The 14,608-nt window shown below is 41.3% G+C and carries 14 protein-coding genes, 1 tRNA gene and 1 pseudogene; 13 read left to right on the top strand and 3 right to left on the bottom strand.

Features of this window, described 5'->3' with window-relative positions; genetic code table 11:
* Positions 1-11: 11 nt before the first annotated feature.
* Positions 12-275: a hypothetical protein gene (locus BLU80_RS10310; protein WP_091397640.1), complete on the bottom strand. Its 264-nt coding sequence runs from the start codon at positions 273-275 to the stop codon at positions 12-14.
* Positions 276-383: 108 nt separating this feature from the next.
* The gene (locus tag BLU80_RS10315; protein WP_091397643.1) at positions 384-1,457 is read right to left on the bottom strand and encodes a DNA polymerase Y family protein; all 1,074 of its coding nucleotides are present in this window, start codon (positions 1,455-1,457) and stop codon (positions 384-386) included.
* 461 nt (positions 1,458-1,918) lie between these two features.
* Here BLU80_RS10315 and BLU80_RS20110 point away from each other — a divergent pair.
* The 8 genes and pseudogenes from BLU80_RS20110 to BLU80_RS19550 form a co-directional block, all read left to right on the top strand.
* Positions 1,919-2,146: pseudogene (locus tag BLU80_RS20110) on the top strand (hypothetical protein); the annotation flags it as partial.
* Positions 2,147-2,225: 79 nt separating this feature from the next.
* A complete protein-coding gene (locus BLU80_RS10330) occupies positions 2,226-2,429 on the top strand; it encodes an SOS response-associated peptidase family protein (RefSeq protein WP_091397652.1) in 204 nt (67 codons plus the stop codon).
* Positions 2,430-3,083: 654 nt separating this feature from the next.
* Positions 3,084-3,157 (top strand) — tRNA-Ala (locus tag BLU80_RS10335).
* A gap of 413 nt (positions 3,158-3,570) precedes the next feature.
* Positions 3,571-4,086, top strand: a complete 516-nt coding sequence (locus BLU80_RS10340) for a hypothetical protein (RefSeq protein ID WP_091397655.1) — start codon at positions 3,571-3,573, stop codon at positions 4,084-4,086.
* A 242-nt stretch (positions 4,087-4,328) separates the two neighbouring features.
* The gene (locus BLU80_RS10345; RefSeq protein WP_091397658.1) at positions 4,329-5,522 is read left to right on the top strand and encodes a TlpA family protein disulfide reductase; all 1,194 of its coding nucleotides are present in this window, start codon (positions 4,329-4,331) and stop codon (positions 5,520-5,522) included.
* Positions 5,523-5,608: 86 nt separating this feature from the next.
* Positions 5,609-5,848 carry a hypothetical protein gene (locus BLU80_RS10350; protein WP_091397661.1) on the top strand — a complete coding sequence of 80 codons (240 nt, stop codon included), beginning with the start codon at positions 5,609-5,611 and terminating at the stop codon, positions 5,846-5,848.
* Between the two features lie 381 nt (positions 5,849-6,229).
* Positions 6,230-6,685 (top strand): iron chaperone, encoded by a 456-nt coding sequence (locus BLU80_RS10355; RefSeq protein WP_091397664.1) that lies wholly within the window; start codon positions 6,230-6,232, stop codon positions 6,683-6,685.
* A gap of 125 nt (positions 6,686-6,810) precedes the next feature.
* Positions 6,811-6,981: a DUF6728 family protein gene (locus tag BLU80_RS19550; RefSeq protein WP_170831203.1), complete on the top strand. Its 171-nt coding sequence runs from the start codon at positions 6,811-6,813 to the stop codon at positions 6,979-6,981.
* Between the two features lie 113 nt (positions 6,982-7,094).
* Here the strand turns inward: BLU80_RS19550 and BLU80_RS10360 are convergent, their stop codons facing one another.
* Positions 7,095-7,634 carry a GtrA family protein gene (locus BLU80_RS10360; protein ID WP_091397667.1) on the bottom strand — a complete coding sequence of 180 codons (540 nt, stop codon included), beginning with the start codon at positions 7,632-7,634 and terminating at the stop codon, positions 7,095-7,097.
* Between the two features lie 440 nt (positions 7,635-8,074).
* Between BLU80_RS10360 and argS the strand changes: the two genes are divergently transcribed.
* The 5 genes from argS (at position 8,075) to def (ending at position 14,250) form a co-directional block, all read left to right on the top strand.
* A complete protein-coding gene (argS, locus tag BLU80_RS10365; protein WP_091397671.1) occupies positions 8,075-9,862 on the top strand; it encodes an arginine--tRNA ligase in 1,788 nt (595 codons plus the stop codon).
* A 654-nt stretch (positions 9,863-10,516) separates the two neighbouring features.
* Positions 10,517-11,794 (top strand): aminotransferase class I/II-fold pyridoxal phosphate-dependent enzyme, encoded by a 1,278-nt coding sequence (locus BLU80_RS10370; protein WP_091397675.1) that lies wholly within the window; start codon positions 10,517-10,519, stop codon positions 11,792-11,794.
* Positions 11,795-12,197: 403 nt separating this feature from the next.
* Positions 12,198-13,076 (top strand): UbiA-like polyprenyltransferase, encoded by an 879-nt coding sequence (locus BLU80_RS10375; RefSeq protein ID WP_170831204.1) that lies wholly within the window; start codon positions 12,198-12,200, stop codon positions 13,074-13,076.
* Positions 13,077-13,120: 44 nt separating this feature from the next.
* Positions 13,121-13,534 carry a Holliday junction resolvase RuvX gene (gene ruvX / locus BLU80_RS10380; protein WP_091397679.1) on the top strand — a complete coding sequence of 138 codons (414 nt, stop codon included), beginning with the start codon at positions 13,121-13,123 and terminating at the stop codon, positions 13,532-13,534.
* Between the two features lie 137 nt (positions 13,535-13,671).
* The gene (gene def / locus BLU80_RS10385) at positions 13,672-14,250 is read left to right on the top strand and encodes a peptide deformylase (protein ID WP_091397683.1); all 579 of its coding nucleotides are present in this window, start codon (positions 13,672-13,674) and stop codon (positions 14,248-14,250) included.
* Positions 14,251-14,608 lie beyond the last annotated feature (358 nt).

Consider the following 14,608-nt stretch of genomic DNA (forward strand, 5'->3'; position numbering starts at 1 on the left):
GTCTATAGTTCCTAGCCCGTTTTAATGCCCACTTTCTCCATAAAGGTAACACTGACGGTAAGTACACCAAAATCTTCCATCACAATTCCCGTAAAAGCATAGAAACCTCGCCCCCTGAAAGGGAAGTTCGCGGCACTGTCCGGAAAATGTACCGTATCCAGCCAGGCCCCCTCGGGATCCAAAAAATTCCCAAAATGCAGCCGGCGCTGATCTTTTTTTGTTGCCGTATGCTTGATACATACTAAATATCCCAGACATGTCACTGTCTTATTCAAAAAAGCCGTTAAATCTCTGGATACATATAACGGCGCTGTGCGCCGTTATATGTATCCAGACCCGCTATTATCAGCGGCTCCACCTCCGTTCATGGTTAAATACATTTCCTAGCGTAAAATGCAGCAGTTCCATCTGCTGATGCAGTTCTTCCAGCGGGCTGGAAGAAAGGTCCGGCAAGCTAAATGCCACAGGCGGCTCTTCAAAAAGCGTTTGCATAGTACCCTGCGCTGCAGTCTCAATGGCATTATTATCTGTATAGGCAAGTACCGCGGCAGCAGGCCTGTTGCGCGTCCCCCCATCCCCTTTCTATATACCCTGGCAGCAGCCTTCCTACTGCCAGGTGCCTTTCTCAGAAAGTTCGCTTCCCAGAGCAGTGCTTTTGTGCTGCTACCTGTAAACCGGAAGCCACCCACTTTAATCAGCAGGTTTAGCTGCTCCATCGCCATACCGGTTCTGGTGATAAAATCAGCGAGACTTAAGTAGGCCCCGTTTCGTTCCCTGTTTTCAATCAGTAGTGAGGCTGTTTTCTCTTCCAGAGACTGAATATGGATAAATCCTACATAGACAATGCCGTCTTTAATCGAGGGCAGATATTCACTATACTGGACACAAGGGCGGCGAACCTCAGCACCCTCCATTCTCAGTTGCTGAAAATATAGTTCCCTGGAGTAAAAGCCTCCAAAATTATTAATCACGGCAACCATAAATTCAATGGGGAAATACGTTTTCAGATAAAGACTCTGATAACTCTCCACCGAAAAACTGGCACTGCGTGCCTTACAAAAGGAATATCCCGAGAAGCTCTCCATTTGTCGCCAGATTTCAGCAGTAATATGCGCTGCGTAGCCTCTTTGCTTACAGTTATTAAAAAACTTCTGTTTTAACAGCTCCATTTTCTCCGTTCCCCGGGCCTTACCCGACATATGACGACGCAATATATCTGCCTGCTCATGATTCCCTGAAATGATGGTGGCATCCGGACAAAGAAACCGAGCCTGGCGCATCGGCATTGCCGAGCGAACTCCGAACTGACGGGCCTCATAACTACAGGCAGCAACGACTCCTCTGTCTGCTCCGCCCACAATCACGGGTATACCCATCAACTTACTGTTTTTAAGTCGTTCAACAAACACAAAAAAAGAATCTAAATCCATATGAATAATATGTCTTGGGTTGTCCATATTTGGGTTATCTTTATAGTGCAATTATACCCTTTAATTTAGTTATATAAACCAATATTTTTAGTCATAAGATTTAAAGAATTGATTTAAAATCAGTTGACCAATATATTTATTTTTCCATACTAATAAATTTATCGTTAGTTTTTATAGATCCATATTATTAAAACCATTGCTGAATACGCCTAAACGCAGTCTCCATCTATGTGTTATCAAGTCTCTTCCCACCAGAAAAAAGAAGCTATCTATAAGGCATTCCCCTGAGCTCACAGATAAGCACTTAAATTTTGATTTTGATGTATGTTATATCAATTCAGGCTTTACCCTACCCAGCCGCCCGGTAGTGCTGGAGGATAAAGACACCGGAAAACTGAAACTGCAGCTCTTTGAATGGGCATGATGATGGATTACATGAAAGGCTCCATGACCGGCCCTGATAAAAACTACCGGACAAACAAAGATTTAAGTTGCTTAATGCCAGGGCCGAAAGAATATTAGGCGATACCAGAAGTGTCTGGTATCCGAAAAAACATAACAGACTGCTGGTGTCTGTAAATGTTTTTTTTGAATACAGAGAAGTTCCGGGGTTTAAAAACAAAATTCCTTGTTATTTTCATTTAAAAGACAGGACCCTGTTTTTTTACCGGGACTATATAATTATGCTCGTGTCCCCACCGCGGACGGAGAACTGATGGGCACTTTTACGTTAATTATAAGAGCAGCGAACAGCGTGATGCGCTCTATTCATAACAAGGAGATCATCCCTACCGGATGCCGCTGATGCTTTCTCAGCAACTGGAAAGAAAGTGGCTGGCCCCGACCCTTACAGATCAGGAACTGCAGTCTATGCTGAGTTATGAACTACCTGGTTCTGCCCTGGAATATTATCCGGTAAAATCGCTTTACCGGGCAAATCCGCTGGATCCCACCTTAATTGAGCGGGTGGCATATCCGGGCCTGGCTGCTGTGGAGTAGAAATAGCTGAACACCGAATCAATAGAAAAGCTCCGGTTAATATGAGCAGGGTACCCATAGCGTTCGATAAAATAGTTTTAGTATCGATATAAGCAATCAGAGCAAAAATACGGCAAAGAAAATTTTATTACCGACAATACTTTCATCCGCGTTTTATCACTTTTTCGGTTCAATGTTTACCAATGCTCATGATCTTGGTCAACTCTCAACCCGTCTCAGACAAGACCGCTTCGAACAGTTCAATAAGAAAAATAAGGTGGATAATCATGAATACAATTTAAATGACATTGGATTCTGGAATAGTCCAATCTGGAAAAAGCTGGACAGTTTAGCCCGTAAATAATTTATGGATAAAAAATGACGGCTTTGTTATTTTCTTAAATATACATAAAACGGTTAAAGCAGGGAGTAAAAGGGCGCAACAACGCTACTCCACACGAGCTGGCCGCAAGTACACCTCTAAAGGGATTGTATAAAAAGGAACGGTAAAATTGAAATATCGACACTCACTTTAGTCGTCGTTTTGTTTGGTACAAGCTCTCTGCCTATCAGGTACCCTAAAACTCTTAAAAAAATATTCACGCTAATTTTTGTTATTTAAAAATTCAGCGCTACATTTGCGACTCATTAATGGGAAGCCATTATATATTCAAAGGGGGGTTAGCTCAGTTGGCTAGAGCGCTTGCCTGGCAGGCAAGAGGTCACCGGTTCGAATCCGGTACTCTCCACTTTCCACCCGATCATATTGATTTTCAGTCACTTTCCAACTTTTAACCCTACAAGTTCAAGCCATTCTAATGCTTTACTTCTAACCTGTCTATTCTATTTTAGCATTCGATCAGCCGGTATTTCATCTTTTTTACGGGACTTAAAAAAGATACCTGAAAAATTAAGGGCGCAGGTATAATAAATTCTCACCTACCTGATAACTTATAAAATATTCATTTTCAAATTTCCAATATATTTGTATTTTCGTGTCAATAACATTATTATAACCGTGCTTTTTTTTCTAAAACATTTCCTCCTTAATGTGCGTTAGGCGGAATTTAACAATTAAACAACTACATTAGTAGCTGCAAATATTCATCACATCAAGAACTAAAACTATATTCATTCTACTAACAAAAAATTAAAACTAAAAATGAAAAGAATCTTTATGCTACTTATTGGGGCAGTAATCACATCTTATGGCTTTTCACAAGACAAAATTATTTTACACAACGGGACTACAATTGACGGCAAAGTCATTAAGGTCTCTGAATATGTAATTGAATACACATTCCAGAACGAAACGGCGGAACAAACCCTAAGCAAGTATGCGGTAGAAGATATCACTTATGGCTCCAGCGGCAGAAAAGAAAAAGTTAGCGACAAAGTTGATATTTCCGGAGAAGAGGGCTGGCGCAACGTTGTAATTCTTGAAGACAAAAGCCAAATTACCGGTCTTACCAAAGTAGATGACATCAAAGGGAAATCGGCCTTTTTCAATATGAGATCTGCAAACGGAACAGACACGAAAGCGACTTTAGATCTAAAGAAAAAAGCGGCAAAGCTGGGATGTGAGTTTGTATTTATTACCGCAGATAAAGATTCCCGGTTTGGTACAGGGCTTGGTTCAAATCAAACAACCAAAAGGGCTATTGCATTAAAATACTGACAACAGTCTTCCTGTTTTCCTTGCGGTCAATTGCCATGGTTCAAAATAAAGCGACTGAAGGCTGCCCGTTGGAAACACTTTCATTCAAGCATTAAGTATAACAGCTTAATGCTTTTTTTATATGGATATTTAACCCGAAGTACACAACCACAAATTCCGGGGTAATGCTCGCACTTCTGATAATAAATCCCTCAAAAACCCGTATCTTCACTATCCAAAATCAATAAAAACCAGCCTAGATCATGAGAAACTACCTTATCGCTATTTTAAGCATGCTGTTTCTTATAACAGCAAACCGGGCCCTATCTCAGCAAAAGATTATTATTGACGGTTCCCTTACAGGGGTAAGAGAGGGCGCTCACATATCGCTTATGAAAGAAGAAGGATCTGTAGGCCGCCAGGTAACCATAGACAGCATAAAGCAAGGACATTTCCGGTTAGAATATACCCCGGAGGATACCTTGATCGAGTACTATTCTGTCATGTCTTTTGATGACGACTTCCCTTCAATGTCGTTGAAGATATGGGCTAAAGCCGGCCATCCTATACAAATCCAAGGAAATAACAATCTGGTCTATACCTGGCAGGTCAAAAGTGATCTACAGGAACAACAAGAGTGGTCTTATTTTATACAGGCAAACAAAGCAGACTGGGATCAGTTCCAGCAATTGACGATACAAAGAAAAGGATTAATTGAAACACTTATGGATGATCAAGCTGAACCAGAAAAAAAGAACGCCGCAAAATCAGCAGTTGCTTCTTTGGATAAAGAATCTGACTCCATTGAATATAAAATTCAGAAGAACAATCTGGCCTTACTTGAAAAGGCGACAATGACCCCTACAAAACTGGAGGTATTAAACAGCGTGGCAAACCAGATTAAATGGAACCATGCTGACTCGTTCACAGCTCCTGTCACAAAGATATTCAACAATCTCACCCCGGCGCTTAAAAACAGCATTTACGGAGAAAAAATTGCACTTGCTTTATTCCCGCCGCAGACCGTAAAGGAAGGCGACCCCATGTACGACACGGATCTGACGGATATAGCAGGCCGCCCCCATCATCTCGCAGATTTTAAAGGTAAATATATTTTAATTGACTTCTGGAGCTTTGGATGCGGTCCTTGTCATGCATCCGTTCCCGAACTCAAAGAGATTGAGCAGAAACTTAAAGACAAACTGACGGTGGTCAGTCTTTCCAGCGACACTAAAAGTGTCTGGAAAAAAGCAACTGATTACTTTAAAATGACGGGCAATAACTTCAGCGACGGCAAAGAAGACCGTGGAATTTATGCGAAGTACGGCGTTCAAGGCATCCCGCATTATGTGCTGATTACACCGGAAGGCACCATCCAGTCTGCCTGGACCGGTTACGGCACAGGTAGCATAAAAAGCAAAATCAAACAATTAACAGGCTTTACAATAGACGACTAACTGCAATGAGGCTAACAACATAAAAAAATCCTGAAAACATGCATTGCCCCCGCTGCCAACAAGCCATACCCGTTAAAAAGTGCTTCTTGCTATCCAATAATACTGTTGTCACCTGCCGGCACTGCGGTGCCCGGTTACAGCCTGAAAAAATGAGCAGTGCGGCTTTTCCGGCCAGCTTCCTCGCAACCGCATTACCGGGCTATTACATGGCCAGAAAATATAATTCATTACCTAAAGGCATGCTGATGGGAGCGGTGATTGGTATAATATTGTATAGTACTATTGTCATTTACACTTATTGTAACGTAAAACTCCGGGAAATCTGAACGATACTCAAATAATCATCCTCTCTTTATTCAATTTGGTATTTACCGGATACGCAGTTGGTTAGTCATCTTATTGCAAAATGATGTTTAAGGCCACCCTAACCGTTCCAACTGTCACCCAATCAATGGCAAACCCCGATCATCTGGATGTACGATCTGCGGCTACGCCATTAAATTATTGTAAATGTCTATTTTCCGCTCGATCAGAGCCGATGAAAAGTTGTAACTTAGATAAGCAAAAGCAGCATAAGTGCTTGATAAGTCCTGAGCATAATCAGGACACACCGGATAGCCCGCAACCGTAGCAGAATGGAAGTTTTTATTTTCAGTTGCAGCAAGCAGGAATTTTATTTAAATCTTTAACCCTTAAAATACAGACTTATGCAAACGGAAAAGCGTTTTTCAAATGTAGCGGCCTATATAGCCAGTTTCCCGCCGGATATTCAGATGCTGCTCGATGATGTACGCAGTACTGTCAGAAAAGCGGCCCCCGGCGCTACTGAAAGTATAAGTTATGGCGTACCTGCCTATCATTATAATGGAGAACCGGTACTATATTTTGGAGGATTTAAAAAACATATTGGCATTTTTGCCACTCCGGAAGCCCAACAGGAATTTCAGATGGAACTTTCAGATTACAAACAGGGAAAAGGGTCCGTTAAGTTTCCCTTTGCGAAGCCGCTTCCCCTGCCTTTAATTACAAGGATCGTAAAGTTTAAAATGCAGCGATTAAAAGAAAACGCAAAGTCTTCAAAGCAGGATACTGCTGCCGGCAAAACTTCTTCTCCCGCCAGAGCGGCTACTAGGTCAAAACGCGTCCCTAAGGCAAAAGCCTGACAACAACAAGCATTATATTGGCTCTGGTAAAGCTGATTTAGCAAATCCTCCACCTAGGTTTGCCTAGAACGCAGTACCTTTGCATGGCTTTTAATCATTGCGCTCAGCATAAAGAACAATACATCATGGGTATTTTAAAACAAATAGCAGAATATCTCTATATAAAAAAAGATAAGGATAAAAATAAGCCAAAGCCCAGTACCTACCTTAGAATGATGCATGGCATGAACCGGATTTCAATTGTTATGTTCCTGCTGGCCATGCTGCTTTTACTCTATAGGCTGATTTTTAAATAAGAAACTTTGTGCCTAATAAGTGCTTCATTTAAGGACAGTTTACCATTGAATAGCCCTGCATTCAGGGAAATACAAGCGAGGCTCATCATTATACTTTTGGCTGTCCCCTGATTTTATTTGGTCGGTTTATCTGTTTGTTCCTCCACTACCCTCTTTGCGGATTTCTGCCTGAATGAAAAATACCGCTGAGAAAAATAGGTGAATGACACGACAATTACCGTCATTAATATATAGGAAGGTGTTGGATACCAATGAAATACCTCCACGAATAACTTAAGAATACTATAGTTTAAAAAGATATTTAGGATAAGAATTGTAAAATACCGAAACAGTTGTACCCGTCTTCGTAAATGCGATCCGGGGAATACCACAAACAGGTTCAGGTAAAAGCCAATGGGAAAGGTGATGCAAAAAGCGGTAATAAAGGAAGCCACATAAGGGGTTAAAACCAACCCGAAGGGCAAATAGGCTAAATCCTTTTGATAGACAAAATGATAGCAAAAGGTGAATAATAATATATTAAAAGCCTGATTGCCGCCACCACAAACAGCATATCTGAATGTATGTGCAGGTAAAAAACGCTCAAAGTACGGGTAGAAATAATCTATTGCACTTAAAATAGCATTTTTTAATTTATAATGGAGCTTCAGCATATATATATTAATAAACCTTAATAAATATTAAAAATCAACAATAAACTTCTTGTCAGCTACACACCTAATCATTATAATTAAGCAGTGGCAAATGTATATCAGTTTTACATATAAAAGCATCCTAATTTACCCCCCGACAATTAGAGCTTTCCAATCATTTAAAGATGCCTTCCCTTAAAAAGGTTTTTGTAAAAGAGCCAGCGGGTGTGAACCGACTAATAAATGCCCCTGATTCCAGCTCACTGAAAACAGCTTATCTCCTAAATTATGCCAGTTTTAAGAGGCGATAAATACCTTTAAAACTCTATTTGTTATTCCTTACTAAACAATTTATTTTTGCCGCAGGAATTGCATGACTCCGCTAAAGGTGCCTCCTATAGGCAAATAAAAGTGAGTGCTGATTCCCAGATACTTAATAAATATTTAGCCAATACAAGCACATGAATATCATTATACAGTTAAAAACGGCCGCAGCCGCCACCATTGAATCGCTCTACGGGGTACACCTGAGCCCGGAACAGGTACTGATCAATCAGACCAAACCCGAGTTTGAGGGAGATTATACCGTCGTACTGTTTTCCTTTGTAAAACAGCTAAGAAAATCCCCCGAAGTGCTGGGTCAGGAGATTGGTGAACAAATGATTAAAAACTGGCCGGATCTGTTTACCGCCTATAATGTTATCAAGGGATTTTTAAACCTGAGCGTGGCGGATAGCTACTGGCTGAATTTTCTATTAGAAAATCAGCATAGCAAGGCCTTCGGTCAGTTGCCTGCTACTGGTAAAAGAGTCATGGTTGAGTACTCCTCTCCCAACACCAATAAGCCCCTGCATCTGGGACATTTAAGAAATAACTTCCTGGGGTTCAGTATTACGGAGATTTTAAAAGCGGCCGGTCATCATACCTTTAGCTCCTGTGTGGTCAACGACAGGGGGATTCATATCTGTAAATCCATGATTGCCTGGCAGATGTTTGCAAATGGAGCAACGCCTGAATCTACCGGCACCAAGGGTGATCATTTTGTAGGCCAGTATTACGTGAAGTTCAATGACGAGTACAAAACTCAGGTACAAGCCCTTGTTGACAGCGGCATGGAAGCGGAACTGGCAGAAAAGCAGGCTCCCATTATGGAAGCCACGCAGCAAATGCTGCTGGACTGGGAAGCCGGCAAGCCAGAAGTCATCGAACTCTGGAATAAAATGAACAGCTGGGTGTACAAAGGTTTTGATGCTACCTACAAAATGATAGGTACTCATTTCGATAAAGTTTATTATGAGAGCAATACTTATTTATTAGGTAAAGACCTGGTCGTAGAAGGACTTAAAAAACAGGTCTTCTATCAGAAAGAAGATGGCAGTGTCTGGATTGATCTGACCCGGGACGGATTGGATGAAAAACTCGTTCGTCGCCGCGACGGCACTTCCGTTTATATTACCCAAGATATCGGGCTGGCAGAAGAAAAACAAAAAGAATATGATATTCAGGAAAGCATCTACGTAGTAGGCGATGAACAGAATTATCATTTTAAAGTTTTAAAACTCATTTGCCAGAAATTAGGATTGCCTTCAGCTGACGGCATCTATCATCTAAGCTACGGCATGGTGGAATTGCCCTCCGGCAAAATGAAAAGCAGAGAAGGGACCGTAGTAGACGCGGATGATCTCATTGCGTCCATGATTGATATCGCCCGTCAAAAAACCGAAGAGCTGGGCAAGGTCAGCGACTTCAGTGAAAAAGAGCTGGCTGAACTTTATAATATGATTGGTCTGGGTGCCCTTAAATTTTTTCTGTTACGCGTTGACCCTAAAAAGAAGATGCTCTTTAATCCGGAAGAAAGCATTGATTTCCATGGTTTTACCGGGCCATTTGTGCAGTATACGCATGCCCGGATTCAAAGTATCTTAAGAAAACTGGAGGCGGCCGGAGCAGCCCCATCAACACCTGCAGTCGCTAAAAACTTGCTGCCGGCAGAAAAAGAAGTGTTGGTGACTTTGGAGCAATTCCCGGGACTCATTCAGGAAGCTGCTACCGAACACGACCCGTCTAAAATTGCTATTTATGTCTTTAACCTGGCTAAACTTTTTAATGCGTTATATGCCGGGCATTCCATTTTGAATGCAGAGTCAGAAGAGAAAAAAGTACTCAGAGCACATATCGCTGCCCTTACAGGAACTAGCATTAAACGAGCCATGGCCCTTCTGGGTATCAGCGTGCCCGAACGTATGTAGATAAATATCGCCCGATATTCTCTTCTATAAACCAGCGACTTATTTAAATTAAATGTTCAATAGTCGCTGGTTTATAGTTTGTTATAATTATTAATTAACTTTTTACTTTAATACTTATTGCCCTTGCAGGATGTGCTCCTTTTTGGCAGACTTATATGCTTAGCTATTTTAAGACTCCTTTTTGGTAAATACTTTCAGTACATGCACTACTATATTCAGGTCATCGATTTCTTAAAATCCCTGAAAAATGTATCCTTAAGCCAATGATAGATTACCTACACTTATTAATGATCGAAGTACCAGGTAATTTAAAAATTACAGGATATACACTCCGGTGGAAAACTTAAACGGGCCTGCGCCTCTTTCCCCCTTTTAATCCCTCCCCCCAGCCTGGTTATTTTGTATTACATAATGTACAAACTTATAATATATTGAAAATAAAACACCTAACCTGTCATCTTCTACCTGTTACCAACACTGAATGATGACGCCGGCTTTTCTCGAAGCTTACAATCGAATCCTGGAAAAGGGCGATTTGCGTCAAATTTTGCAATGTCCTTAGATAAAGCGTTTTAAATATTTAGAATAACCTGTACCTTTGCCACACAAAAAAATCAGTATTATTGTCCTTTAAAATAAAAACTTTTAGATATTATGGCAGATATTTTTGCAAGACTGCTTAAAGATGCTGGAGGTCCGATTGGTCAGCACCGTGAGAGAGCACATGGTTATTTTGCCTTCCCCAAACTGGAAGGAGAACTGGGAAGCCGCATGAAATTCCGGGGCAAGGACGTGATCGTCTGGAGCCTGAATAACTACCTGGGACTTGCCAATCACCCTGAAATCCGCAAGGCGGATACGGAGGCCTCCGCTGCATATGGACTGGCCTACCCCATGGGTGCCAGAATGATGAGCGGTAATACCGCTAAGCACGAAGAGCTGGAAGCACGACTGGCTTCCTTTGAGCAAAAAGAAGACGCCATTTTACTAAATTACGGGTACCAGGGTATTATGAGCGTCATTGACGCTGTCTGTGGCCGTCATGATGTTATCGTTTATGACGCTGAATGCCACGCCTGTATTATGGATGGTATGCGCATGCAGCTAGGTCATAAGTTTGTATTCAAACATAATGACATTGCTGATTTTGAAAAACAAATGGAGCGTGCCACCGCACTGATTGCCAAACAAGGTCAGGGAGGTATCCTTGTCATCTCCGAAGGAGTCTTCGGTATGGCCGGCGACCAGGGTAAAATCAAAGAAATCGTTGCACTCAAAGATAAATTCGAATTCAGAATATTGGTGGATGACGCACATGGCTTCGGAACGCTGGGTGAAAAAGGCGCCGGCGTTGGGGAAGCCCAGGACTGCCAGGACCAGATTGACCTGTATTTTTCAACTTTTGCAAAATCCATGGCTTCCATTGGCGGATTTATTGCCGGTGATAAAGAAATTATGGACTATATCCGCTATAATATCCGCTCCCAGATTTTCGCAAAGAGTCTGCCGATGCCTTTTGTCATTGGTAACTTAAAGCGCCTGGATATGCTGCAGACCATGCCGGAACTTAAGGAAAAGCTATGGAGCAATGCCTTAAAACTGCAAAATGGTCTTAAAGAAAAAGGATTCGATATCGGTAATACAAATACTCCTGTCACACCGGTATATATGAAAGGTGGTGTGGAAGAGGCTACGGCCATGGTTATGGACCTCAGAGAAAACTACAGCATCTTTGCTTCCATTGTCGTTTATCCTGTCATCCCTAAGGGTCATATCATCTACAGACTGATACCTTCAGCAGCACATACGGATGAAGATATCCAACAGACTTTAATAGCATTCAGCGAAACCAAGAAAAAATTGGATGCCGGTGCGTATAAAGTAGCTGAGATTCCGGATGACTGGCGCAATGTAAAAGCATCAGATTGTTAAAATACAATTTTTAAGTATATCTTAATAAATAAGTTATAAGCGGTAATTAAAATTAAAGTTTAATAGTTGATAAGGACGAAATCTTTTGTCAACTGTTGCCTGAAAATAGATTACCTGACAGGAGGTTTAAAGTAGTTTTGCTAGACTCAGGTATTTTGTACTATTGTTTCTTGCTTCAAGCCATCAGACAATAGTTATAAAATAGAAAGGCGCAAGAGCTTAAACCTCCTGTTTTTTTGAACGCCTTCAAAGCCTGGCTATAACATCTTACATTACTGAGCAGAGAACATCCCTTTCATATTGACCTTGTCCAGTAAAAAGAAGTTATGTAATTGATTAAACAAGAAATTAGATTAAGCACCTTACTGGCTTAATCCAAGGACGATAGAATTCAGCAAGCACTATGAGTACCATCAAACATTATTTTTCCCTGGTAAAATTTGCCCATACCATCTTTGCCCTCCCCTTTGCGATGATCGGATTTACACTGGGTGCCGACGTAGTATATACGAATGGCAGTCTGAGTGGAAAAGACATCCTGGTAAAATTACTTTTGGTGCTGCTTTGCATGGTGACAGCCAGGAGTGCCGCCATGGCCTTTAACCGTTATTTAGACCGGCACTTTGATGCAAAAAACCCTAGAACGGCTATTAGAGAAATCCCTAAAGGAATCATCTCGGCCGGCAGCGCACTCAGGTTTACCATGATCAATTGTATCATCTTTATGATAGCCACTGCCCTAATCAACCCCATATGTCTGACTCTGTCTCCTGTCGCCTTGTTTGTAATTTTATTTTATAGTTACACCAAGCGCTTCACGCCCCTTTGTCATTTAGTCCTTGGTCTGGGCCTTTCGCTAGCCCCCATTGGTGCCTATCTTGCGCTCACCGGTTTCTTTGACTTATTACCCATATTATTTTCTCTGGCAGTTATTACCTGGGTCAGCGGATTTGACATTATTTATGCGATGCAGGATATAGATTTTGATAAAAGTCAAAGCCTGCACTCTATTCCGACAGCCCTTGGCGGTGCAAGCGCCTTAAGAGTTTCCGAGCTGTTACACTTATTTAGTTGCGCTTTTGTGGTCTTTGCCGGTTTCTACGGACATTTTTCCTGGCTTTATTGGATAGGCATAGCCGTATTTATCGGCATGCTGATTTATCAGCACTTACTGGTAAAACCCAATGATTTAAGCAAAGTCAATATCGCCTTTATGACTGCCAACGGAATCGCAAGCGTGGTATTTGGTATATTAGTTATAGCAGATATCGTACTATTATAATGTAAAAGAGAAGCAAATTCAGCGTACCATTTAGAAAACATTTTATGGCAAGAATCCTTTGTATAGATTATGGTGGGAAAAGAACCGGGCTCGCGGTCACGGATCCTATGCAGATTATTGCCAGTGCACTGACGACGATCCCCACACCGGAATTGATGAATTACCTGAAAAGCTATATGCAGACCGAGGCAGTAGAGAAAATACTCATCGGAATGCCTCTGAACTGGGATGAATCAGATACAGATGCTACTAATATGGTAAAAAGAGCCATCACCAAGCTAAAAAAGAACTTCCCGGATCTTCCCATAGAGACCGTAGACGAGCGCTATAGCTCAAAGATGGCCAGTCAGGCCATGGTCGCCATGGGGATGAAGAAAAAAGAACGGCAGAAAAAAGGTAATACGGACCAAATAGCGGCTACGATTATGTTACAGGAATACCTGGGACATCAGATTTAAAAAAATTAGCCTAACTTTGCCCTTTAAAATACAATTAATAATTTACGAAATTAATTCAGAAACAAAAGCTATAATAATTTAAAAATCAGTATTTTAATAATTGTAATCGCAAAACAAATAAGCAATTAATATAATATATGCAATTACCCATTATCGCCTACGGTGCACCCATCTTACGAAAAGTGGCCAGTAATATTGACCAAAATTATCCAGATCTGAAAAAACTGATCGAAGATATGTGGGAGACCCTGTATAACAGTAATGGAGTCGGCCTGGCTGCCCCGCAGATCAACAGGGATATCCGTTTATTTTTAGTTGACAGTGAGGTTATCTTCAAAAACCAGGAGCCGGAAGATGAGCCCTATCCGGATGCCCCAGGTATAAAAAGGGTCTTTATCAACGCCAAAATCACCAAGCTGGAAGGAGAACCATGGCCCTACAATGAAGGCTGTCTGAGCATCCCTAAAATCAATGAAGATGTCATCCGTCCTGAATCGGTTACCCTGGAATACCTGGACGAAGACTTTAAACCCCATACGGAGACATTTATCGGCATGACGGCCCGTATCATTCAGCATGAATATGACCATATTGAAGGCAAGTTATTTATTGATTACCTGAAACCGCTGAAAAAGAAAATGCTGCAGCGTAAGCTGACGGACATTTCAAAAGGTAAAGTGCAGGTTGGCTATAAAATGCTCTTCCCCAAAAAATAAAACAGGCGGCACAAACGGCTGCATTGTTAATTTGCAAGTGAGTAAAGACAGATTAAAAATTTATAATATGAATTTAATCCGTCTTTACTCACTTTTTTTTCAGGTTTCACAAAGCCGCAACAATACCCCCTGAGCGTAAATTTTCAATACAATCCTGCAATAAAATCCACAATAAAGTTCAGATATCGGGATTAGGCAGTATAATTGCATGAAGGAATTAAGTAGTCATACCACACCAAAGACGGAGCAGCAGTAAGCAGCAAGGACGTCTATCCAAATGTGGGAAACTCGGTCCTTATTAGATACTGCCCATTCAAGCGCAGTCATTTATATAAAAGTCAGGCAATTGAATTAATTA

Origin of the sequence: Arachidicoccus rhizosphaerae (genome assembly GCF_900107765.1) — a bacterium.
In the GTDB taxonomy this organism is placed as follows: Bacteria; Bacteroidota; Bacteroidia; order Chitinophagales; family Chitinophagaceae; genus Arachidicoccus; species Arachidicoccus rhizosphaerae.